The 24,296-nt window shown below is 51.1% G+C and carries 16 protein-coding genes; 6 read left to right on the plus strand and 10 right to left on the minus strand.

Going from position 1 to position 24,296, the window contains the following annotated elements:
• Positions 1-4: 4 nt before the first annotated feature.
• Both JOD20_RS22275 and JOD20_RS22280 read right to left on the minus strand, forming a co-directional pair.
• Positions 5-1,222: a CHAT domain-containing protein gene (locus JOD20_RS22275; protein WP_204757387.1), complete on the minus strand. Its 1,218-nt coding sequence runs from the start codon at positions 1,220-1,222 to the stop codon at positions 5-7.
• Positions 1,215-7,886 (minus strand): alpha-amylase family glycosyl hydrolase, encoded by a 6,672-nt coding sequence (locus JOD20_RS22280; RefSeq protein WP_204757388.1) that lies wholly within the window; start codon positions 7,884-7,886, stop codon positions 1,215-1,217. The genes JOD20_RS22275 and JOD20_RS22280 overlap by 8 nt, the downstream gene beginning before the upstream one ends.
• A gap of 452 nt (positions 7,887-8,338) precedes the next feature.
• Between JOD20_RS22280 and JOD20_RS22285 the strand changes: the two genes are divergently transcribed.
• The 6 genes from JOD20_RS22285 to JOD20_RS22310 all read left to right on the plus strand — a co-directional run bounded on the left by JOD20_RS22285 (position 8,339) and on the right by JOD20_RS22310 (position 12,510).
• The gene (locus JOD20_RS22285) at positions 8,339-8,683 is read left to right on the plus strand and encodes a hypothetical protein (protein WP_204757389.1); all 345 of its coding nucleotides are present in this window, start codon (positions 8,339-8,341) and stop codon (positions 8,681-8,683) included.
• A 230-nt stretch (positions 8,684-8,913) separates the two neighbouring features.
• Positions 8,914-9,252 (plus strand): hypothetical protein, encoded by a 339-nt coding sequence (locus JOD20_RS27040; RefSeq protein ID WP_420828959.1) that lies wholly within the window; start codon positions 8,914-8,916, stop codon positions 9,250-9,252.
• On the plus strand, positions 9,249-10,532 hold the full coding sequence (locus JOD20_RS22295) for an ATP-binding protein (protein ID WP_420828960.1): 1,284 nt from the start codon (positions 9,249-9,251) through the stop codon (positions 10,530-10,532). The genes JOD20_RS27040 and JOD20_RS22295 overlap by 4 nt, the downstream gene beginning before the upstream one ends.
• 3 nt (positions 10,533-10,535) lie before the next feature.
• Positions 10,536-11,684 carry an ISL3 family transposase gene (locus tag JOD20_RS22300; RefSeq protein ID WP_204757390.1) on the plus strand — a complete coding sequence of 383 codons (1,149 nt, stop codon included), beginning with the start codon at positions 10,536-10,538 and terminating at the stop codon, positions 11,682-11,684.
• Positions 11,633-12,217 carry a transposase gene (locus JOD20_RS22305; RefSeq protein ID WP_204757391.1) on the plus strand — a complete coding sequence of 195 codons (585 nt, stop codon included), beginning with the start codon at positions 11,633-11,635 and terminating at the stop codon, positions 12,215-12,217. Before JOD20_RS22300 ends, JOD20_RS22305 begins: the two co-directional genes overlap by 52 nt.
• Positions 12,218-12,261: 44 nt before the next feature.
• A complete protein-coding gene (locus JOD20_RS22310; RefSeq protein ID WP_204757392.1) occupies positions 12,262-12,510 on the plus strand; it encodes a hypothetical protein in 249 nt (82 codons plus the stop codon).
• A 132-nt stretch (positions 12,511-12,642) separates the two neighbouring features.
• Here JOD20_RS22310 and JOD20_RS22315 read toward each other — a convergent pair whose 3' ends face one another.
• From JOD20_RS22315 to JOD20_RS22350, 8 genes are all read right to left on the minus strand, one after another.
• Positions 12,643-13,806 (minus strand): vWA domain-containing protein, encoded by a 1,164-nt coding sequence (locus tag JOD20_RS22315; protein ID WP_204757393.1) that lies wholly within the window; start codon positions 13,804-13,806, stop codon positions 12,643-12,645.
• On the minus strand, positions 13,803-14,801 hold the full coding sequence (locus tag JOD20_RS22320; protein ID WP_204757394.1) for an AAA family ATPase: 999 nt from the start codon (positions 14,799-14,801) through the stop codon (positions 13,803-13,805). The genes JOD20_RS22315 and JOD20_RS22320 overlap by 4 nt, the downstream gene beginning before the upstream one ends.
• Entirely contained in the window at positions 14,798-16,183 is a 1,386-nt protein-coding gene (locus tag JOD20_RS22325) for a hypothetical protein (RefSeq protein WP_204757395.1), read from the minus strand. The genes JOD20_RS22320 and JOD20_RS22325 overlap by 4 nt, the downstream gene beginning before the upstream one ends.
• 121 nt (positions 16,184-16,304) lie before the next feature.
• Complete coding sequence (locus tag JOD20_RS22330) at positions 16,305-17,069, minus strand: thioesterase II family protein (RefSeq protein WP_204757396.1); 765 nt, start codon at positions 17,067-17,069, stop codon at positions 16,305-16,307.
• A gap of 35 nt (positions 17,070-17,104) precedes the next feature.
• On the minus strand, positions 17,105-19,450 hold the full coding sequence (locus tag JOD20_RS22335; protein ID WP_204757397.1) for an FtsX-like permease family protein: 2,346 nt from the start codon (positions 19,448-19,450) through the stop codon (positions 17,105-17,107).
• A gap of 2 nt (positions 19,451-19,452) precedes the next feature.
• The gene (locus JOD20_RS22340) at positions 19,453-20,157 is read right to left on the minus strand and encodes an ABC transporter ATP-binding protein (RefSeq protein ID WP_204757398.1); all 705 of its coding nucleotides are present in this window, start codon (positions 20,155-20,157) and stop codon (positions 19,453-19,455) included.
• Between the two features lie 14 nt (positions 20,158-20,171).
• Complete coding sequence (locus JOD20_RS22345; protein WP_204757399.1) at positions 20,172-21,464, minus strand: SDR family oxidoreductase; 1,293 nt, start codon at positions 21,462-21,464, stop codon at positions 20,172-20,174.
• A gap of 1 nt (position 21,465) precedes the next feature.
• Positions 21,466-24,296, minus strand: a 2,831-nt coding sequence (locus tag JOD20_RS22350) for a type I polyketide synthase (RefSeq protein WP_204757400.1), incomplete at its 5' end; no start/stop codon positions are given.

Below are 24,296 nucleotides of genomic sequence, written 5' to 3' on the forward strand. Positions count from 1 at the left end.
GAACTTACCACAGTTGAATTTTTTGATCTGAGACGGCATATAGTCCATATGCCAATCCTAAGGGATTATTATAGTGTTTTAAGAAATAGAGGCGCGTTGCTAACAAGACCTCAGCAAGATACTCCAGACGATAAATCTCTACATTTAGCTCTGCGGCATCTAAGATCGCGTGAACTTCCCGCGAGGGATTTGGACCAGCCAAAAGCAGTTGATAAAACACACGGGCGAACTCACTAGCGAATACATCGGGCATCGTACATGCTGTCGCAATCACACTGCCAGCTCGAAAGTTAAGAAAGGCACTTGGTAAACTAATTGTCTGCAGCAGATGCCCCAGATTTTGAGTCTCACACGCATTCACAAAAATAAAAGGATTATGGCGAAAGCCCTTCTTTTTATAGTTCAGGAGGTCAAGGATCGAGATTTCCAAGTCTTTGTTATGCACGGTAAGATTAAGCGAAGCCTTTGTTGCTCCAGCATAGGCTGGATTATTACAGTGGCATGCAAAATGAATGATTCCATAGGGGAAATTTTGGTCGATAAATAGCTCCATCAATGTATCTGAGGTTAGTGTGTCAGCAGATAAAGCCTGATCAAGCAGAGTCATTTTTAATGCTATGTCTAGAGCTGTTAGATTGGTACGAAGATGCTCTACCTCTTTAGACGATGCAATTAGTTCACTATGAATGCCTGCTAGAATACCTTCACGAAGATTGATGAGCTGAATCATAACAGTATCCCAAAAATAGCGACCCAGTGGATAGCGAAAACCCCAGAAACATTCAGGATCAACCTTTCCGGAAGGATCACCGCTGTACAGAACCTCCCATATTAAATTCAATTCCATTGGTATTTCTAATGTAAGTCTGGGCGGTAAATTAGGGTTCTTATGATCTTCATTGAGGAAATGGGTCTGCGTTATCTCATCAGATAGGATTGTATTATAGGCTGCGAGGCCAATTTTTCGCAGCTCGGTAAGGTAATTCGACTGCCCTGTTAAATCAACCCCTTTTCTTTGGACATCCTTACGCAGTTTATCCAAGACATTAATGATTTCATTGTTTAGGTTTAAAATATCTCCAGCAGCAAAGCCAAGCGAAAACCTCTGCCCATTAATTCGTCCATGCGATGCACCAGGTTCGATAGTCATGCCGATTCGCATGCGATCTCGGGTGGGATCTTTTCTTGGTCCAAACGAATCAGATGCTTTGAGATTACTCATACGCGGTGTCCCCCGCATCTTTATCGGCAACAGTAAAAGAGATCTGCATAGTCTTTAGATACTCATTATCCTGAAAAAATTGAGCATTGAGTCGATATATTCCTTGCTTGGGTGCCATCAGCCTGATTGTTGCTGCAAGCATCTGCTGGCTAACCATCTCCATCGCTATTGGATCCGAAAAAGCTGGCTCCAAATTTGGTGCCATAAACAGGACTGTCATGTTGTCCGGCAGTTTCTGGACTCGTACTAGACGTTGATGATGCCACTCTGGTGGTGCAAGTCGAACGCTAGCTCGGAAGGTATAGGCTTTATGAGACTGCAAGGGATCATCGTCATCAAGGCATTCCAGGACAGTGTAGCCATCACTCACTTCCGGCTGATAGGGTCTCGCTTGGGGATTTCCAAAAGATGTATAGGCGAGAGCATCGGGATTTCCTGGCAGTGCTTGAACTACCGCATGCCGCGCCCTATGTAAGGCTACACCTAACGTCACATTTTGGAAACCGAGTAAATCGTAGAATGTGGACCAGAAGATTCTGTCTGCAGCAGCACATGTCGACCACCAAGGACCTACTACTGCGCTTGCCCCTGCCCGAAGGAAAGGTAGTACCCGTTCCGGTAACAGCCATTCGTCATCATCAGATGTCATCGTAGTGCTACGAAGCATGCTGAGGGTAATTAATGGCCGTTTCCGTTGGAGATCCAGTCGTGCGCGAAAGGTCTGTTCGTGTAGTTGAGATTCCTCCTGTGCCAGCGATACTCCTCGGGGCATAATCTCACGCCCGGTGGTGGTATCAATAGCACGCAGCACATGTAATCCATAGAATCCCTGGTCTGGGTCGGCCACAGTACCAATATCATTAGTCAATTTCGCACCCAGCAGCTGTGCCCAGCGAGCCGGATTCGCGTGGGCAGTAGCAGTATTTTGGTAAGTTGCAAGGGCTAGATCACCAATGACTATCTCGGGATACATGATTGAGCCTAATCCATGAATCCAGCGGCTTAGTTCGTAGCGCTCGCCCAGAAAGCGTGGTGCTTGGTCATCCTGGTAGGGTGCCACCAATTCCCAAGGTAGCCAAATATTTCCTTGCTCGACAATCAGCCAATTGGTAATGGACTCCGCATTTAACCAGAAGTGCTCACGAAAGGCGGCGGCTGTATTCAGTGGGAAGAGGAGATCGTAGAGGTAGGTGCCAAAACCCAGTAGAATGGCCTGTGCATCCTTTGGCGCAGCACTAGAGGCATGATGTCGTGCAGTAACAAGCATGGATTGAAGGCGGGAAATCGCGCCTGATGGCAGCAGGCATGTACCGACATCAGCAAGCCAAAGTGACTTGCCCCTCAGGCGACTGCTAAGACGATAGGTCAACATGCAAGAGCCATTCGCTCCATCAGGTAGGTGAGTGTCAACCTGAAGGAGAAAAGGTGGCAACATACCGACCTGCACATCAAGCCTTGGCAAAGGTGTTGGAAACTCGGTATAGGCTGGTGCATCAACACTGATGGTATATTCATTACTCTGATAGCGGGTACGCTGACCTGTCTGTGGGTCCTCTATATAGAGATCGATCGTAAAGGTATGCTCTCCCGGAAGTTTGGCTTGAAGCTCAAACTTCTGCGTTATAAAGGTACCATCGATGCGGCGAGTCATGGTGGCAAGATTGGGGCTGCAAAGGTGCATTAGAGTGTCAGTAGGGCTGATAGCGCAATATACCTCATCAAGATTGACTGGTAGGGTAATCGGACCCTCCATCGCTATTAGTACTGCAGATACCTGCACAGTTTGGCCAACTGTGCTGCGTAACGGTAGATTAAGATTCAAGCCATAAGTAAGTGGAACAGAGCGAACGGATAACACCAAACTATCTAATACAAACACTTTGCCGCTCGATCCGGTGATCTCAATACTGCTGACTCCCTCAACCATATTGTGGTCGTCGTTGTTAATCCACTCGTGCCATATACCACCACGCGGGAACGGCACATCAAGGTACTCGGTGTTGATCCCAAAATTCAGCACTACCACAACGTGGCTGCTCTGATCATCGCTCCAGCGATAGTAGGCCAGTAGCTTACGATCATCATCCATTATGAGTGGAGCAATATTGTTGCCAAACAGTGCTCTGCACTTGGCATGCAACTGGCTCATCCTGCGATAGAACGAATGCAGGTCGTTGCCCTGAGCATCCTGAAGCAACTCCCACTGCAGCTTGTTTTGCTCAACAATGCGCTCAGTTTTCATGCCGAACTCTTGGCCGTGGTAGAGCATTGGCACACCGACAGCGGTAAATAGGGTAATCGCGCCCAACTTGGATTTGTGGTACATGATGTCTGGCTGAATGTTGGGGTTATTCATAACTTCATAGAATAGTCGCTGCTCATCATGCATCTCGATGAAGTTAATCATCTGGGGGTCGCCAGTATAACCAATGGCTCGAAAATGACGCATGGTTTCATATAAGTCGGCGTATTGTTTGCCATTAAACTCGCTCTCTCGTAAGTTAGCAATCATTTGGTTGCGGAAGGGGATACTCCACGAAGCATCGGCATCGGTATTGCGTACCATTGAGGTGTAGTCGTCGGTGTTCTCGACGATCAGATACACGTGCGATTTAACCTGGCGGGCCTGCCAGGTTAAAAACGAGATGCCGTTCTCGCCGTGATCCCCGATCCCGATCGCGTAGTAGTAGCGCAAACCATCGACGTGCATATCCACCAGCCAGTAGGTCTGCACATCGCTCAGCAACTGCTTGACTATCTCACTCTGATGATTGAGCGTGGGGAATCCCCATGGGCTAGCATCGCTGCTAAAGTAGGGATTTTCATCGTAAGGATAGAGATAATTAATTGGACTTGAGCTATCAATAAGACTAAATACCACATCAAGAAATATCCCAATGCCGTGCTGATGAGCCAGATCGATTAGATCGCGTAGATCATTGAGTGTACCGTAGCTGGTCTTGGGCGCAAAGTAATAGGATGGATTGTATCCCCATGAATTATCACCGGGAAATTCAAAGATCGGCATCAGTTGAATAGCAGTTACCCCAAGGTCTTGTAGATAGGAAAGTCGCTCAATAATGCCTTTGAAGGTGCCTTCAGGACTAAAGTCACCGACGTGAATTTCGTAGATCAACAGCTGATTAAGAGGCTTGATAAGAAATCCATCGTCATTCCACTGATAGGTGCTGGTACCGACACGGATGATCGTGGCCGGCTGGGAACCGCCAATCCAGCGGACCTCGCGGGCGTAGGGGTCGCCAATGATGGTTTTGCCATCGATCACAAACTGATACGCGTGCTCGCCGGCCGGCAAATTCTTGACAATCCACCAGATGCCCTGCTTGGATACGGCCAGTGGGTCGGCGGTGCGATCCCAGCCGTTGAATGAGCCGATCAGGTGGATGCTTTTTTTCCCCGGTGCGTACAGCGCGAAGCTGACCTTACCCTCGCTGCGGTCGTAGGCTCCCATCCAAACACCTTCAGGAAGATTTGCCTTAATAGGCGGGATTGGAAGCGTCCAGAAGCGTGCTGTAGTATCGCGTGATGCAGAGATTGCTGTGCGACTGTCAGGTGTTACAGCGATGCGGTACACAGCATCGCTGTGTCCAGTAAATGTTTCTAAGACGGCACCAGTGGTTGCATCCCAAACAATCACATTTCCATTCTGCGACCCTGCTAAAATCATCTGGCCATCTGGTGTGATTGCAACGCCCGTGAATCCATCTCTATCAGTAGCTATAGTGCGTTCCTGAACACCTGTCACAATATTCCATAGCCTTAATGTGCCATCTTCCGACGAAGAGATGACCAATCGACCATCGGGTGTAACCACAATATGTCGGATTGCGCCAGTATGTCCAGTTAATGTACGCTGTGCTTGACCTGTGTACAAATCCCAGATTCTTAATGTACGATCTTCAGATCCAGATATTGCTAAGTCTCCACGGGGCGTAACCGCTACAGTCCATACACCTGCTGTATGTCCAGCGAATGAGAATATTAACGCTCCCGATTCACTATCCCACACTCGTACCGTTTGATCGTCTGATCCTGAAACGATACGCCTATCAGAAGTCATTGCAACTGCAAATACGGCTGCACTATGACCAATACACATCGACACAGTAGTTCCAGTTTCTATATCCCAAACCCTTATCGTTCGGTCACTGGATGCTGATGCAACTCTACTACCATCAGCGTTAATAACTGCCCCCCATACCGCCGCAGTATGGCCTATGAATGTTCGTACCAACTCACAGCTTTCTGCATCCCATACTTTGATTGTTGTATCTATTGAACCAGTAATGATCAAGCGACCATCTGGTGTTACAGCAACTGATTCTAGACTCGATGTATGACCAAATAGTATTGTTGCTTGATCTGCTGCCAGCGCAAGATGTGTGCTATAGTGATTCCTCGCATAGACACGCCGTGCCTGCTCGATGGGGTCACGATCATCAGTCCAAATCGCATCCCCATCCTTCGCACACCAGTCAGCCAGTCGTTGGTGCCAACGTTTGACTTCGCGGGGATTGAACACCGATGCCGTCAAATAATCGCGAAAGAGCAGGTGATGCAGCGCAACCCGTTGATCGATCCCTTGACTGACCAAGCCCCCCAAGACCCACACGGCATCCTGCATGGTATCGTAGTCATGTCCCAGTAAATTACCGAGCACAGCCAGCCGGAGTGGTTCTTGGGCCACGAGCAATAGCGCCAGCATCGGTTTCCAGACCGTATCCCATTGTGTCTGTGATCGACTCTTCATCCGCTCTAAGGTAATCCCAAAGAGATTGCTGGGATTGTGATCAATCTGCCGAGTCAAACTGATCGCATTGACCACCAACGCGCCCTGCATCGTATCCGCCGCCAGATGGACAAACAACGCATTGCCCTTCAGCGCGGTATAGAGATCATGCAACAGTTCATTCTCCACATCAGGCTGGACGGATCGCCACAGTGCCAAGGCATCTGGCTCGCTGAGTGGTGGCAGATCATAATCGACGCGATGCAGAATCTCCAGCGGTTTCAAGGTCTCATCGGGCCGTGAGCCAAGCACGATCACGATGCCTGGTGGCGGCTGCGGTGGGAGAAAGGATAAATCGCGCGAGCCGTCACTCTCAGGCTGTAATTGATCGAGGTCATCCAGATAGATTGTCTCGTGAATTCCTTGCTTGGAAAGATCATCCAGAATCCGCACAAATTCGCCCTTCATCGCCGGATAGCTTTCTTCGGGGAAGTAGGAAACGGTGAGATTGTGTTTCAGAATCAATTGGGCCACCACGGCCCGCAACAAGCCCAATTGATACTCGCGGCCTGTCGTGAGGGCAATAAAGTGGTGGGGTGTTTGCGCAATTCCCGCTTCCTGAACCATTTTTGCAATGATACTGCTCTTGCCTTCGCCTGCCGCCGCCTTGATCAGCACATAGCCACCCGTGGAGCGCATCGCTTCGATGAGCCCGCGAATCGCCGCCAGTTCGTTGACCCGACCAACGAAGCCCTGAAGGCGCAGCGTCAGGAGGCGATCACTCTCGATTTGCTGCGCCGCTTTCGTGATGCGTTCGCGGTCGCGTTGGGCAAGTGGATCAACGGGCTGTGGCGTTTGATCTCCCCACAGCTGGCCGTGCGGAACCCGACTATACAGAGTTGGAAATCCCCATGCTCCATGCTTATGGCCATCGGCCAAAATCGCCTTGCGAGCCGCAATCAATGCCTGATCAATTGATCCGCTCGTGCCCAAGGTGGCATAGAAGGCGTTGGCAAAGCAGTGTCCCGTCCGATTCAGGATCACGGCCTGCATGCCAATCACGGCGGGAATGCGATCGGTCATAAAAATAGGAGCAAAGCTGGTGAGGAGGTTCTCGCCAGCGCTGAAGACCACCAGTTGCACCCCTGACTGATGGATCATGGTGCTGAACTCGCGGGCCGAGAGGCGATCACGCGACTGGTCGGCGCGTTCGATGTCGAGGTAGCCCATGCCCCGTTGGATGTTGCCATGGCCGATGTGGTGCACGATATGGGGTCGCTGGTTGGTGAGCAGATCGGTCAAGCGGTCGCGCGTGAGATGGGGGATTTCGATCAGATCAATTGGTCGTGAGCTATGCGTGATGGCAGCACGGATGATTTCAACTTCGGCTTCCGCCGCAATCGGGAGGTTTGCCAACTCCATAGGCAAGGCCGAGGTCACGGCGAGGCGGATACGCTCACCCGAGGAAATACCCAACGTGGGAATCGGATCATTCCACGGAAAGGTACGCACGAGCGCATGTTCCAGCATCAGGGGACGGCCCGCCTCAGTCGCCATCAATTCCCAAGGCAGGGCGGCGGCTGCGCTCAGGCGGGTATCGGTATCAATCGCCAGCTGGATGCGCAACGCCGCGTTGTGCTGGTCGGCGTGGGTGCGAGCCGTGGCAAAGGCTTCGGCAATCGTTCCTTGAAACAGGGTTTGGTACAGGAGTTGGCCAACCGCGATGACCACTGATTCATCAATCGGTGTGTGATAATCCAGCGCTGTCTGGTAGACGGTCAGCGTCGGATCATCAAGCGGCAGCAGCAGCGGTTCGCTGACCTCATGCCCTGCTTGGGTACGGGCAGTCACGGGATAGCGATCCCCGTGGGGGGCGGCAATCGTGAGATGGAAGGATTCAAAGGCGCTGCTCATCGTGACAAACCCTCGGCCTGCTGGCACTGTGTGGTTAGCGGTGGTGTCTTATCCTAGCAAAACAATGGTCACGATGCAAGCGATTGCTGACGGTTTTGTGGCTATGGATGATGCCTATTCTATCCGATGCCCCATACCTTGGTATCAGAGCGCGATTCCGCAACCCAAAACTTTCGCGTCATCACAAACGTTCGATATAAGAAACGGGGGGAATCTGCGTTGGTGAGCGCACATTGCATGTCCATGCAGCGAAAACGGCCCCACCATTAAATAATCTTAATGGCGTGGCGTTCGGTAGCACGAATCTTGGGCTTGTGATGAAAATTGAAAGCGTTGTTATGCAAAAAAACGCTTATGTTCAGTCTGCGGCTCGCTGCACGAATGTTGGTTGACATGGCGCGGTCGCTTCTCTATGATAAATTATTGATTGTTACAAAGTATAGGGGTTAGGAATGGGACCACATTCAGAAACCGTCAATGCGTACAATACATTAATGACCCAAACAGAAGATAGACTTCGCGAATTATATCCTGATGTTATTTGGATGACAGGCCGCTATAGTGATCTCAAAAACGTGGATGGGATTGGTCATGGCCTAGATGGATACGAGAAACCAATAGTTATTTTCCTTATAGGTGAAATCGACAAGGGAAATAACCAAACAGAAAGCAGAAACACCGTTATTCCTTGGGATGTTGAACAAAGGATGTCGCCTTATTATGACGATGTATATGGCCTCACTATCGTAGATGCCGCCAAAAAATTACGCAATGAACTATTAGAAGCAACGAAATAACTTAAAACAACAGAACCCTTTTCGCGATACAACATATATTGTTTAATCTGCTGTATCGAAAAGGTTTGGGCTATTCCACTTGGCAAATCCTAACGCGATTCAATCACGACATCATGCACGCGAGTCGTCCCCCATGGGGGTGATGTTTGTGCCATCCATGCCAGAACTGTGCGACAATAAGCTCTCTCTAAAGAAGAAGTCCCACTTAAGCGCTGTGTGAGGATTTGCCCATGGATTTCCCCGCGTTCATGACCATCGTGGCTGATGCCATTCTTGCCCACTGCCCGCAGTATGATCGTGCGAGTGTTATGGTGGCACTCAAATCGGTGTTTGCTGGCCATCCTGCGCTGCTTGGTGGAAATACGATCTCCATGCTGTTTGGCCAGAACAATGATTTTACCAATGCCACGGTGACGATTGGGGATGTGCATGCAGGCCACACGATAAACGTCCACCTCCCGCAGCCGCTTGATCCGACCCTCGCCGCGTTCATTAGCCGCTTGATCCGACCCTCGCCGCGCTCATTGCCCGTGCCTCGTTACCTGCCACCATCCACCATGGGGATATGACGATCAACGAGAGTAGTGTTTCAGGGATTGCCGTCCGCGACAATTATGGGCCAATTCATCAGACGATTCACCAGCATCAGCCGCATGATCCGCTACCTGCTGCCTTCGCTGCGCTCGCCTCACTTCCGCTCGACCATGTGCCCCAACCCCGTGCGGATTTGCCTCACGCCTCGCGCCTGCCCTTTGAATCGAGTCCGCACTTTGTCGGTCGTGAGGATGAATTGAAACAGTTAGCGGCGGCGATTGGCACGGCGCAGCCAACGGTCATCATGCCAGCAGTGGCTACGGGCCTTGGTGGGATTGGCAAAACGAGCCTCGTGACGGAATTTGCCTATCGCTATGGGGTCTATTTTCATGGCGGGGTGTTTTGGCTGAACTGTGCCAACCCTGATCAGGTGGCGAGTCAGGTTGCGGCCTGTGCGCTTGGCTTGAAGATTGATACCACGGGTTTGTCGCTCGATGAGCAGGTACAGCGGGTGCTGAACGCGTGGAAATCCCCGATGCCGCGCTTGCTGATTTTTGATAACTGCGAGGATCGTGCGGTTCTCAAACGGTGGAAGCCCACCGTCGGCGGGTGTCGGGTGCTAGTGACGTCACGATCCAATCAGTGGCCAATGCTGACGCAGATCCAGCTTGGGCTGCTCTCACCCGCCGAAAGTCGATCACTTTTGCAGGCGCTCTATGCTGACCTCACGGATGCTGAAGCTGATCTGATTGCCACTGATCTTGGGCATTTGCCGCTCGCTTTGCATTTGGCAGGAAGCTATCTCCATACCTATCGTCCTGCCATCTCGGTGTATCGTGTTGCCTTGGGTATTGCCCATGAATCGTTGCACGGGCATGGGGCGTTTGACTCGCCAACCGCGCATGAACAAAATGTCGAAGCGACGTTTATGCTCAGTTTTAATAAGCTTGATCCAGCCAACGCGATTGATGGATTAGCCTTGCGCATACTCGATGGGGCGGGGTGGTGTGCGCCCGGCGTGCCAATACCACACGATTTGGTGCGGACATTCGTGCCGAATGAGACGACCCAGACTGCGAGGATTGATGCGGTACGGCGCTTGCAGCAATTGGGATTGCTCGATGACACCGAAGCCGTGGTGCTACATCGCTTGCTTGCCCAAGTTGTTCAAGCACGATTAGGCTCGCCTGAAACGTTGGGAGTGGTAGAAGATAGTATTTATGCTGCGGCATACAATGCGAATGGGACAGGTCACGCTAAGCCACGACATGATGGCTCTGGAACATTCTTGGTGCAACGGCTATGCTATGCTTGAGGTATGCATGAACTCCAAACCACGCTTCAAGCACTCGTCGTCGGCGATGATGGGATAACCATTGATACGATCACGACGCAGGCGCAGCACTGCCAGATCGCAGCGCATTGCACGACCAGCGTCGCGGCGTGTCCGACCTGTGCCACCCCATCGTCGTCGGTGCATAGTCGCTATCGCCGCCGCCTTGCCGATCGCACCGTCGGCACGACATCGATCACCCTTCAGCTCACGGTGCGGCGCTTTCGCTGTCGCCATCACGGCTGTCCCCAGCAGATTTTTACCGAACGCCTTCCAACCCTCGCCGCTCCTCGCCAGCGCAGCACCATTCGGCTCACCCACGCCGTTCAAACCATCGGCCTTGCCCTTGGCGGACGGCCAGGAGCGCGGGTTGCCCAGTCACTCGGCATCCCAACCAGCCACACCACCATGCTGCGTCGTATCCATCACCTGCCCATCCCGCCCATCACCACCCCAACCGCCATCGGCATTGACGAATGGGCGTGGCGCAAACGCACCGCCTATGGCTGCATTGTCGTCGATTTGCAGACGAATCGCGTCCTCGATCTCCTCCCAGACCAAGCGCAAAGCACGATTGTCGCATGGCTCCGCCAGTATCCATCCATTCAGATTGTCAGTCGTGATCGCGGTGGTGGGTTTGCTGCTGCCATTACCGCTGCGCTGCCGACCGCAACCCAGGTGGTTGATCGCTGGCATCTCATCAAGAATTATGGCGAAGCCCTCGAAGCCGCCTTGCTGAGCAAACGGGCGGTACTGCGGGCGGCTTGTGCTCCGCCTGAAGCACCTGCGGCTGTGCCCTTGGTCGATCCCTTCGTGGGGGCACTGACCCGCACGGGTCGCCATGGGCCGGATGCCCCGATGCTGGAGGCCGCGATCGCGGTGCGACGCGAGCGCCATGCGGTGCTGTGTGCCCTGCATGCGCAGATTCATGCGCTGCGTGCCACTGGGGCCGATATTGTGACGATTGCCAAGATGGTCGCAACCAACCGCTCGACCGTCTATCGCTATTTGGCCATGGACAGCCCCCTGATTGGGTTCAGCCCCTACGGCGGACCACCCTTGACCCGTACAAGGAATTCCTCTTGCAGCAATGGAGTGCGGGATGCGAGAGTCCGCGCCAGTTGTGGCGCATGATTCGCGCCCAAGGCTTCACCGGAGCTGAGGTCGCGGTGCGGCGGTATCTGGCGTTGATGGGCTGTCAAAAAACCAAACCACGGACGATCATCCATCCAACCCACGCCTTGAGTAATGGACGGATTCCCTCAGCTGGACAAACCGCCCAATGGGTGCTGCTCGCGCCCGCACGCCGCACGGCCAGCCAACAGGCATTTTTGGATGCGGTTGCGGCGGCAGATCCCGACTGTGCCACGCTGATCAGGCTCAGCGAGCAGTTTCTGGCCATGATTCGCGCCCATGAAGCGGCGGCGCTCACAGCATGGATCACGGCGGCGGTCACCACAACGGGGCATATCCAGCGCTTTGCGCAGCGGTTGCGCCACGATGAAGCAGCGGTTCGCGCCGGGATTGCGGGGCCATGGAGCAATGGGCCAGTCGAAGGGCAAATTCATCGGTTGAAGCTGCTGAAACGGCAGGCCTATGGTCGTGCTAGCCTCGCACTGCTGCGCATCCGCCTGATCGCTCAGCCCCCAGCGGCATCACCTCCATAGCCTGCCGTCAAGCGCCGTTGCACCGAGAATGTTCCAGAACCACCATGTCGTGGCTTAGCGTGGTGGCACAGTGTCGTCGCGATGCCCTCGGATGCAGTGATACCAGCTACCATAACCCTTATTTGAGTGGTTTTGCGTTTAACCCCATGCTCAAGCATGGGACGGCCTATGTGGATACGGGTCACGATGCGTACGAACAACGCTACCGTGATCGCGTTGTCCGAAACCTCACCCAACGCGCAAAAGCCTTGGGCTTGGAGTTGGTTCCTGCGACGATCACGCCAGTTACTTAGGAGAGTCAATTTTGGGTTTAACCCAATCATCACGGTATCTCTCCAAATCATGAAGTCTCACCATAAACAATACTGAGCCCACTGCGTAATTCATGGCACTGCATTTAATATAAATTTACTGCTGCTTGTTGATTATTCCAGAACCAGCCGAATGGCTTCGCCGAAGGGAAATGCTTCGCTATCAAGGCCGCCAGCAACCACCACCCACAATAAAGGATAATCGGGGGGCATCTGCGGAAAGCTGCCATAGCCATCAGTCAGATAGACGGCAACTACTGGCATATGGGGGCGAATTAAGCCCTCAAGTGCTTGAAAGAAGGGTCGGAAATCGGTGCCGCCACCACCGATTGGCTCAGGAATCGGGCTATGGGCGGTTAGTTGAAATGGCCCATGAGCCTCGGCATCAACATAAAAAAGATCACAGTTGATATGCGGATACGAGCGCAAAATCCCCTGCACCTCATCCATAAATAAGTGTAAATGGCGCTCATCGATTGAGCCGCTGGTATCCACCGCCACAAAGACTTGGAGACTCTCGCCAGCTAAGGCATCTAAGTAGAGACCCCGACTAATAAAACGCCGATCAAAGCCCACAAAATCGGTAGGGGTTTGGACTAAATAGCGCCATAAATAGGTACGCCAATCGAGTTTCTCTGGGTCGGTGCTGCTCAACTCACGGCGCATGCTGCTTGGCAAACTACCTTGAGCCACCATGAGCGCAATCAGATCAGCTTGGTGGCGAGCATTTCGCCAGTGAGCTTCAAGCACTGCATTGCGTTTTGTACCGCGGGTTTCCTGTTCAAAACCGCCTTGGCCACTCAGCCCTGAGCGATCAGCCTCGGTTGCTTCGAGCAAATCGAGCGAGTCGGTCAGGGGGTAGCGGCTGGGGTCGCGCACTAGTAATTCGTAGACTTCTTCGACACTTAATGCTTCAAGTTCAGGGTCGCGCAGTGTCATAGGGTCGCAGCCAATACCCTCAATTGTGCTGACAATGCCATTCAGCACAATATCGCAGGCAGTGTTCCAAATGCGTGGGTTGCGACTGCCACGGCGTGGAATGTGCAACAGCGCTGCATGCAACACCTGATGCAAGATCAAGCGATCTTGATCTTGCTGGCGCAGGGTGGCGAAATAGTCTGGGTTGACGTATACCCGTTCGCCATCGGTTGCTGTCTGATTCACATTGGTTGCAGCCACCACTGGCGCAAACAACACCAGCGTTGCAAAGTAGGCCGAACGGGTGCGCAGCCGCAGCACCGACGCACTAATCATGCTGTCAAGTTGGCTGGCACTCATGCCAACATCCTTTGATATTGCTGGAAGAAGGCTTGTAATTGTGCATCGCCTTGAACATAGGCAGCAAAGGCTCCAATTTGGCCCTTGAGCCGTAATTGACGCATAATATCGGCAATAAAGACCTGTACCCATTCAGTTGGGGCTTGAGCAGCCATCCAACAAAAGGCTTGATAGGCGCTATCGGCGGTTGAAGCCCGTAAGGTCAAGCCGATTGTATTGGCATAGCGTGCGCCTGGCTCGCTTGGAAAGGCAAGGCTTGAGCCTTCACCACTGAGAATCGCATCAAAATCAGGTAGCGTTTGATAGAGTTCAGTATAGGAGTAAAATTCAGCCGCTGCATCAATGCCCACCACTGGAGCAAGATCAAGCTCGGCTTGGTAAAGTTGACTTGCCATAACCCACGAGCGTGGTGATGGCCAAGCTGGATGCTGTGGATTAAGTTTGTGCAACAGGGTTGGCCGGAATGAGAGAAAGGCAATTACCTGCTCGGCAACATTGGCATTTAGGGCATAGGCTTTGAAACTATCAAAATCAGGTGCGACTTCGAGGTGAACAAAGCGATTTGCCAAGGGTGCTGGCATATCGAATACCGAGGCGCGATCCTCTTTGCGATTGCCTGCCGCCCAGACAAACCAGCCCTCAGGCAGGGTGTACGAGCCAACCCGCCGATCAAGAATCAATTGTTGGGCAACCCCTTGCATGGCAGGTGGTGCCATGTTTAATTCATCAAGAAACAAGATGCCTTGCCCAGTTTGGGGCAGGAATTCTGGTGGGAACCAGCGGGCAATGCCGTTATCGGGCACTGGTAAGCCTCGCAGATCGGTTGGTGCAAGCTGCGATAAGCGCACATCAATAAACTCAATGCCACTATGCTGGGCAATTTGCGCCACGATACTCGATTTACCAATCCCTGGCGGCCCCCAAATCATGGTGCTGAGATAAATCTTTTTTTGCACCAGGGTATCGAGGTAGTGTTGTAATTCTAACGGATTCATGCCTGCTCCTTCAATCGTTGCTCAAGGGCAGCTTGGGCTGCACGGCGGACAAAACAATTACTATCGGTGGTTAGTAAACTGACAATTTCTACCGGAACTGCCGGATTGAGCGCCAACCCATAGCGGGCATACCAATACGGTGAGCGTACCCCTTTGCTCAAATGTTGCGGATCGGTGTATTGATTGGCCATGGCGATAAAGTGAAATAGTGGATGCGCCGAATAGAGCGCAGCGGTTAATGCCCGATCAAGCAATTGTTGGCGGGCGCTAACCGATGTTTGAGGATTGCGCACAACTTCATTGCGAACCTGAATCGATTCATCGGTGGCCAACCGTACTAAAATATCGGGGGTCACATTGGGATGACGGGCAATTGCTTTGCGCATCCGTAACGCCGACCAGCTATAATCGCGAGCCATTGTCGCCAACAACTCAGCCGGAACATTTGGGTTTAGTGCAAGGGCATTGCGCACCGGCTGCACGTCGTCAAGCTCTAAACGGGGCAATACATCAAGCGGTGTATTAATATTGAAGGCGACACGAGCACGCACACTTGGATCATCATCATCAGCCAGCAATCTGAGGAGTTCAGGGTCGCTTGATTCAGCGGCAAGCTTGCGTTGTTCACGATCTGCCGTGGCAATGCTAGCGAGATCAAAGCTCTGATTGTTGACCGTATAGCTCATCGCCGCAAAAACTTCTTCTTCCAAGACCGTTACCGTTTGCACCAAGGCTTGTTGAATATGTTCTTCGTTTGATTCGCGAATGCGTTGCTCAAGCCATGGTGGCAGCGTCTGCAGCGCTAGGTGCTCAATCAAAAACTCTTGGCCATCGACTGGTGGCAGCGGGATATGCGCCAAAAGTGCTTCGGCCTGCTGTTGCCAATCAGCGCCAGCCTCACCATAAATATTAATATGATAGGCAATCGCCTGGGCAACATTTGGCGAAGCATAGCCACGAATCGTATTTAGCAGATTAGCAGGGATCGATGCATGGCGCAGAAACACTAATAAGCGTAACTCATCCATCTGCCGAAATAAATCGGGATGCTCAAGCAACAATAGCAGCAGCGCCGGATTGTTGAGAAAGGCTTCGGGAAAGTCGGCGGCGAAATGCAAGAGCGTTTTTTGCGGCGTATTGGGATTCGCCACCAATGCTGCAACGATTGGTGAGCGCGAATTACGCTCTAAAACGACTGATAATGGCCCTTGGCGACCAACAAACCGCAGGAAGTCGGTTCCTGAAGCAGGGCGCTCAAAGTCAGGGTCAGAAACCAGATCGAGATAGTTCGCAATCCGGACAAGTTCCTCTGGCTGCGTTTTAGGATCACACGCAGCTTGTAACAGTGCTTGTTCATCAAGCGATAATTCATAATTCGTCACAGGAGACCCTCACTCACTACCATAAAGCGAATTGCTTTAGCCGAACATTCTAAAGTTGTTCGGGTATGTTTAGCTGCCAACCTAGCTTCGCAGCCTAGGCTAACAAACGTGGTTTGGCTGGTTACTCTAATTGATTGAATGTGGTTAAGAGATTAAGTTCCTCATTGATGATTTGGAGCAGCAGATCAGGTTGGTTGCGCACAAAAAAATGATCGCCTGGAACCTGACGCAGATTAAAGCGCTTGCTTGTCTGTTGTCGCCAAGGGCTCAAATGTGCCATCGTCATGGTTGGGTCATCGATACCACCAATAACGGTTAGTGGGCAATCTAATGCTGGCTGATCAGCATAGGCATAGGTTTCAACCATCTGAATATCGGCATGCATAATTGGCACAAACAGGTTCATCAACTCAGGCTCTCGTGCCACTTCGGGCGGAATTCCTTGATAATGTTGAATCATATGTTCGGTGAATGCCTGCTTGCTTAAGTGGGCTATGCGAGGGCTAGTATCGAGTAGTTGCGGGGCACGGCGGGCTGAGAGCCATAACCACGAAGGCTGAGCCACTTGCAGGCGGCGCAATTCGCGGGCCAATTCAAAACTAATCATTGCCCCTAAACTATGCCCAAAAAACGCAAATGGCTGATTAAGCTCAGGCGCGAGCACTTGGCCAAGATCGTTGACTAAGCTCATCAAATCGGTATAAAGTGGTTCGCGCAGGCGACTTTCGCGACCAGGCAATTGAACCGCGACAACCTCAACCCAATCTGGCAGCTTTAAAGGCCAAGTTCGAAAGAGCGAAGCAGCCCCGCCTGCAAAAGCGAAACAAAAGAGTTTTAGTTGCGGGTTCTGGCGAGCAGCCCGATATGGAAACCAAGGATTTGTCATCGCGAGTTCAACCTCTGTTTGTTGATGTTGATGAATTAGATTGAAATTGATTTACTAACACTGCCCAAATCCTGCTTCCATGTGCCACGTAGGCCCAACAGTGAGGCTCCGACCACAATTCCAAAACAAAGTGTTACGAGGATACCATAGGATATTGGCAATAGCGAGGGCGAAAATTGCTGATAATCATTGGTATATACACCAAAGAGTGATGCAAGATATTGTTTGCCCCCAAATGACCCAATGATCAACCCTAAACTTGTGGTTATCAGCAATTCTAAAATAATGATGCTGGTAATTTCTTTGCGCTGAGTGCCAAGTGACCGCATAATTGCCAACTCTTCTTGCCGTTCACGCAGATTGATGGTTACGGTATTAAAGAGCACTGCCAGCACCAGCGTTCCCCCAGACATCAGGTAAATGTAGGATAAATTCAGGGTCAGCGCAAAAAACGAGCGCAGATCGGTGTTGATTACCGCGACTGGCTCGATGCCTGCAACGCCCGGCAGTTGTTTCAATGCAGTTTGCGTCTGATTAATATTACTAGAGTTGATAAAGAGGGCATTCGCCAGATCGCTGCCGGCGATTGCCTGGGCCAGTTTGCTGCGTTCAACAATCATGGTTTGGCCCATGAGCGATTTATAAACGCCACCGATTGTCACATTTAAGTGTTTGTCTTGGAGTTCAAGCGTTACTTGATCGCCCGGTTTGAGCTTCCAGGCAGTTGCCATCACCTGTGAGATCCACGCCTGATCGGGGTTGCTGAACAGGTTACTCCCATCGATAATCGTATGCTTATACCAAGCATAATCGGGATCAATGCCGGTAACAACCACATCGCTGGTTTTATCTGCGCCAACTAGTTGCATTGGGATGCGTAAAACGAGGCCAACTTGGCTGGTTGCTGGCACGCTGCTGCTTAGGCTCCGCAGTTGCTCGGCAGGCATTGGCTGGGCAAACTGAGCACTGAGATCATATTGAGGAGTATTGACATAGGTATCAACGTTATCATTGATTGTAACGCCCATGCCTAAAGCTAAGAGCATAATTACGCTGCCCAAACCTACCCCAACAATGGTTGCCAAACTGCGTAATGGCACCCTGATGATATTGCGCAAGGCTTGGCGAATTGATAGCGGAAACATCTTGCCAAGCGCTAGCAACCCTGAGACGCGAACTGTTTTCGGCACAGCAGGCCGCAAAGCGATGCCAGGCTCGATGCTAGCGGCTCGCCAAGCAGCCCACGCTCCGGCTAGTGTGGCAATGCCTGCGGCGATCCCCATCCCCACGGCAATAACTCCCCACTTTGGCGAATTTAAGAATGGTGGAAAGCTACCTTGGAGAATCATTTTGATATAAAATAGGCCAATGCCATAGGACATTCCATAGCCAACAATTGCTCCAACAATTGCCCCGCTAACACCCAACAAGGCACCATACTTAAGATAATGTAAGCCTACCCGAATTCGCGATAGCCCCAACGCTCGCATCGTGCCAATTTGGCGTTGTTCGGCCTCAACAATCCGCGCCAATAAGATGGCTGTGGCTAGGGCTGAAACCAACTCGAAAAGCAGAGCAAATTGAATTGAGGCTTTACTATTGGCCTTCGATTGGGTATCCCACCATGCAGCACTGGGCGTTTCTAAGCGATCTTGAATTAAGGCTAAACCACCAACAATCGCTTGGATTTGTGAGCGAACTGCGTCGGTCGTAATCCCATCGTTGAGGGTTAGTACAATACTATTGATTTGACCAGCAGGGATGCCACTCTGAGCAATCAGATCATCGTAGCGCATATAGCCAAAGCCAATTAATGATGGCAATGGTAGCGGTTGAGCGCGATCTTTAGCTCCAATTAAATATTCATTACTGTAAACTAATCCAGCCACTTTAAGCTTAATTGGCTGTGCTCCGGGGAAGCTTACGCTAATCGTATCACCTGGGGCAATTTTATTAATCGTGGCAAAGGCTTCAAGCAGCAACACTTCATCGGCAGCTTGAATTTCGCGGCCTTGATGAATCCGCAGGCTGTTAACCGGGGCATTACTTGCTTGGGAAAGGCTATGCAAGCGTAATTCGAGTTGTTGATCGTTAAGTTGTAAACTTGTATCAACAATGAGTCGCCCATCAACCTGCTTTACCCCAGCAACCGCCGCAACTTGATCAGCAATCTGGCGATCAGTTAATCCACCTAGGCTAATACTGGTATCCATAAAATTATGGTTGCGGTAGCTGGCGTTCATGGTTTCGTCGCCCGATAGCACCGCTGCATAATTTCCTTCGTAGAAGGCGACACCAATGATAATCGTCAGCCATACAGCCAAAAAGATCCCACGATGAGCACGGAGATCCGCCAGAATTTTGCGGTTGAGACTTCGCATGATCACCACTCCAATTCTTCAACCAGTTTCGGGGTTGGGTTGATCACCGAGTTGTGAACTTGACCGTCGCCCACGTGAATCACCCGATCGGCCATGCCAGCGATGGTTGCATTATGGGTAACAATAATACAGGTTTGGCCAGTGCTGGTATTGAAATCGCGCATGGTTTTAAGCACATCGATGCCAGTTTTATAGTCAAGGCTACCGGTTGGCTCATCGGCCAAAATTAACTTAGGATTTTTCACTAATGCACGCGCAATTGCCACCCGTTGTTGCTGCCCGCCCGAAAGTTGGCCTGGGTAATGGTTGAGTCGGCTACCAAGCCCAACCGCCTCAAGCATTTCAACCGGCTTGCGAGCTTGTTTGCCCACCAATTCGGCGGCAAAATTAACATTTTCAAGCGCTGAAAGCGTGGGAAAGAGGTTGAAAAATTGGAAAATTAAGCCCACATTGGTGCGGCGATAGTCGGATAACTTGGTTTCGCCCAGTGCGGCAATATCCTGCCCATCGACCAAAATCTTGCCAGTATCAGGTTTTTCTAGGCCGCCAAGCAAATTAAGCAGGGTTGTTTTACCTGAGCCACTTGGCCCCAAAATGACCACAAATTCGCCTTGTTCTATCGTTAGATTGATGCCCTTTGCAGCGCGAACAGTTTCGCCGCCCAGGGTATACGCTTTTTCAACAGCTTGCAATTCGATCAATGCCATTGTTGCTCCTCATCCTATGCTAAATCAGCGGGTTTTGCTAAAAAACCACTTTGAAAGAAATACTTAAAATAGCTTGCAACTAACGTTTTATCCATTGCTGGACAGACAATTGCTGTGCCAAGTAATGCACTTGCGGTATTGCTGGAGTCAACTTCTTGCTCCATGAGCCGAAAGGGTACAATTTCAGCAGGCGTTTTCGCACCTTCAAAAAAGGCTAATAATGGATAAAATGCATGCTCTGGTTGGGTGCTCACCCTGCTGTGAAGTCGTTGCAGCCACGCATCAAAGGCTAATGGCGTTAGCTGAAACCCACACTCAAGCGCATATTCAAACAGCAGCCGATTATCTTGTGGGTTGGGATTGGTAAGGTGAAATACCTGATTAACAGTTGTTGCTTTTTGACTAATAGCGACGATTGCCGCAGCAACATAGTTCGCAGGAGCAAGCCCCATCCCATGTGCAGATAGCCCTTGGGGAAACGCCCCAAGCTCAATACAACCTTTGAGCATTCGGCCAAGGAAATCGTCAAGATTTGCAACACCTGTCCGGCTATCGCCGCCAATTAAGCCAGGCCGATAGATGGCTATCGGCACGCCGCGGGTTGCTGCCAGTTGTAAAATTCGCTCAGCCACCCATTTGGTCTGAGGATAGCCAAGCGCCAAAACTTCGCTGCCAGTAATCACCAGATCCTCGTTTAGCCGTGGAGTTTGTGCTTGGCTTGAAAATTGGGCGACAATGCTTGAAACATATTGGATTGGCTTGAGTTTGGTGGTACAGGCCAACGCGATGATGCTGCGAACCCCAGCGACATTGGTCGGGTACAGTGCAGCATAAGCATGGCTCCAATTAACATTCGCCCCATTGTGATAGATTAGCTCAACCTGCTCGGCCAGCCGATTCCATTCGTCGGGAGTAAGCCCTAACTGTGGTTTGGCGAGATCACCGATAACCACCTCGATACGGCTCCAATCAATTTCTGCTTCGGGCAGGTAGTATTGAATATTTTGGGCAAGGCGGTTTTTAGCGGCCTGATGGTCGCTGGCTCGAACCAAACAAATAAGCTTGGCAGTTGTTTGTTGCAATAGGCTTATCAGCAAATGGCTGCCTAAAAAACCAGTTGCCCCCGTCAATAACACCGTCGCTGGATGTTCAGGGTAGATCCATGGCTGAGTTGGTGGGCAAATTGCTGGATCTAGATTAACTTCTGCGGCGAGATCAAACAATTCAAGTGCCTGCCCTAAGCGCTCGCGTAGCAACTTGGTTAGCAGCACACGCTTTTCAGCTAGGTGCATAAATGAGTTAGGCATATTAGGCTAATTCCTTGCTGATGCTCGATGGCAATAGGATGGCAAGTAAGTAATCAATATCATCTTCACTCAAGCGATCAATCTGATCGAGATGAAACTGGTGGTATGTTAGCCAAACAAGTTGCTGGAGATTACTACCCTCAATAATCTTCATAATTGGCACATTGATGCTATAGCTGGTTGCAATAAATTGTTTTATTTCAACGGCCATCAACGAATCTAAGCCCAGATTGGGCAAAGGCTCATTGTCATCAAGTTGCTCAAGTGGTAAGCGTAAACTATGCGCAACCTGCTCACGCAAGGGGGTGTACAACCGCTCCCACCGCTGACGAATGTCAATATCGAGCAGTTGGCTAGAGGATGCTGGTGCATGCTGCCGATATGGTGTGGATTGTAACACACGTTCCAAGAGTGGCTGCACATTTGTACCTGGCCAGCGTGACCAATCGGCTGCCAATACGGCAATTTGTGAGCGCTGCTGCCCTAGTAAGCGGTTAAGCAAGCCTACGCCTTGCTCGGGGTAGATCGGGCGTAAGAACTGATCGGACTGGCCTGTTTGTAAGTGAGCAGCCATACCAATCTCAGCCCAAGGTCCCCAATTGATACTTAGTCCTGTTAGGCCATGGCTACGGCGGTAGCTTGCAAGCGCATCAAGAAAGGCATTGGCTGCTGCATAATTGCTCTGGCCTGGTGAGCCAATCGCCGCCGCTACCGAGGAGTACAGCACAAAGAAATCAAGCTGATTGCTCCCTGTTAACTCGTGGAGATTCCAACTACCTTGAACTTTGGCGCGGGCAACATGTTGAAAACGCTCAGCATGTTGATGGGCGATAATTCCATCATCAATAATGCCCGCCGCATGAATTACCCCGGCGATAGCTGGAAGTTTGGCGACGACCTCAGCCCATAGCCGATTAAGCATTTCCCGATCGGCAACATCGACAGCAACCGTGGTTACAACTGTGCCTTGTTGCTCCATCGCTGCGATGATCGCTTGTGCTGCTTGGGTTGGTGCACTCCGGCCTAAAAGGATGATAAACCGTGCACCTTGCTGTGATAACCACTGCGCACTAGCCAACCCCAAACCGCTTAATCCGCCACTAATTAAATAGGAGTGATCTGGACGAATGCTTAGCGGTGCGCTGGCCAATTTGATTGGTAAGAGTCTTTCGGTTAATAGCCGATCTGCTTGCAGCCGATAAAATTCGCCAGTTGCTGGAGCTTCTAGCAAGCGACAACACGTTGCCCAATCCTTGTCGGTAGTTGTTTCAAGCTCAATCCTTGCGCCAAATAAGCCTGGTTGCTCTAGGTGGAGCGTCTTAATCAAGCCGCGGCTGGCGCTTTGAGCTAACCCTTCGGCTGCTTGCAGATTGGCGTGGCTAATAACCCATAACTGGGTTGTTGGATTGCTAATCAGGACTTGAGCTAGTTGTAACAAGCCAAATTGCTGGCGTTGATAGGCTTGCTCGATTGTTTGCAGGGTTGGCGCATGGTTCGACGCTTGATCAGAGGCGATAAAGATAATCCCCTCGCATGGTAAGCGACTATGCTGCTGCCAATGACTGATTGCTTGAAGCATGCTCTGATGTGTTACTGCGGGATTGAGTTCAGCGTGATGGCACTCATGCCCACGTTCTTGGAGCATATGAGTTAAGGCTTGACGATTGTGAGCATCCTCTGCATAAATCAGCCATGAACATTCGTGTTTGGTTGATACAGGAATAGTGCTGGTTTGCCAATCGAGTGTATAGAACCAGTTTTCAGCAGCATCAAGCGCCGTTTGGGTTGCCCGCCGACCGCTAGCTCCATGAAATTCAACCAATGGCAAGCCATTGTCATCAACAAGCAAAATTGCGCCGCTGGTCTGGCCATGATCATATTTTTGGGCAATGCACCAAAGTTGATCAGCAGGCCGTCGATGCACAATAATGCGCTCGATAGCAAACGGAATAACCACCGATGGCTCACGATCGCTATCGGTCTTGAAATCTAAGCAGTTACTGAAAACCTGAAAACAACTATCGATCAAACCTGGATAGATTGGATAAGCCGTACGTGCATCAGGTAAATTTGGCTCAACTAACTTACCAACACTCTCTCCAGCGCCCTGCCAAAGATCACGCATCCATTGAAATGCACTACCTAAATCAAAGCCAATCGCTTGAATATCGCGATAAATGGTTGCGCCATCCTGATGTTGCTGACAGCGTTCAAGGCTTTCGCGATAATTAATTGGGCTTGCTGGACTGGTCTGATGATGAGCTTTGATGACCGCTGTGGTATGGGTGACCCAATCGTCAAGCGTATCAGCCAAGGCGCTCATAATTGTTGCATTCCACCCACCAGCTTGGCGGGGAACCAAAATAACTTGGACAGTGCGGATTTCAGTTTCTGCGAGGGTGAGTGGCTGAGGGAAAAGAATATCCTCAAGCAGACACGTTTCGCTATTGGTTACCTGTTCTGCGGCTGCGATCAACATGGCGATATGGGATGCGCCTGGAATAACCACCGTATTAAAAATTCGATGATGGCTTAAATAGCTAGGGAATGTTTGGCTAAAGGTAGTGCTGTAGCGAATTTCTTGGCTATTTGGTAACGGCAGGCGTTGCCCAAGAAATGGATAAGCCTGATTATGCACTGGCATGACCGAATGCTTGACTGGGCGCACCCAATGCCGTTCACGCTGAAAAGGATAGGTTGGTAGATTTAGATTAGGCGTTGTTGGGCGATTGCTGTTCCATTGCAGGTCAACGCCAGCGGTGTAGAGTTGAGCCAACGCGGCCAAGGTGGTGGCTGGCGATGGGTCTCGTGGGTGGAGCGATGGCAGCACGG

Origin of the sequence: Herpetosiphon giganteus (genome assembly GCF_016907925.1) — a bacterium.
Taxonomy (GTDB): domain Bacteria; phylum Chloroflexota; class Chloroflexia; order Chloroflexales; family Herpetosiphonaceae; genus Herpetosiphon; species Herpetosiphon giganteus.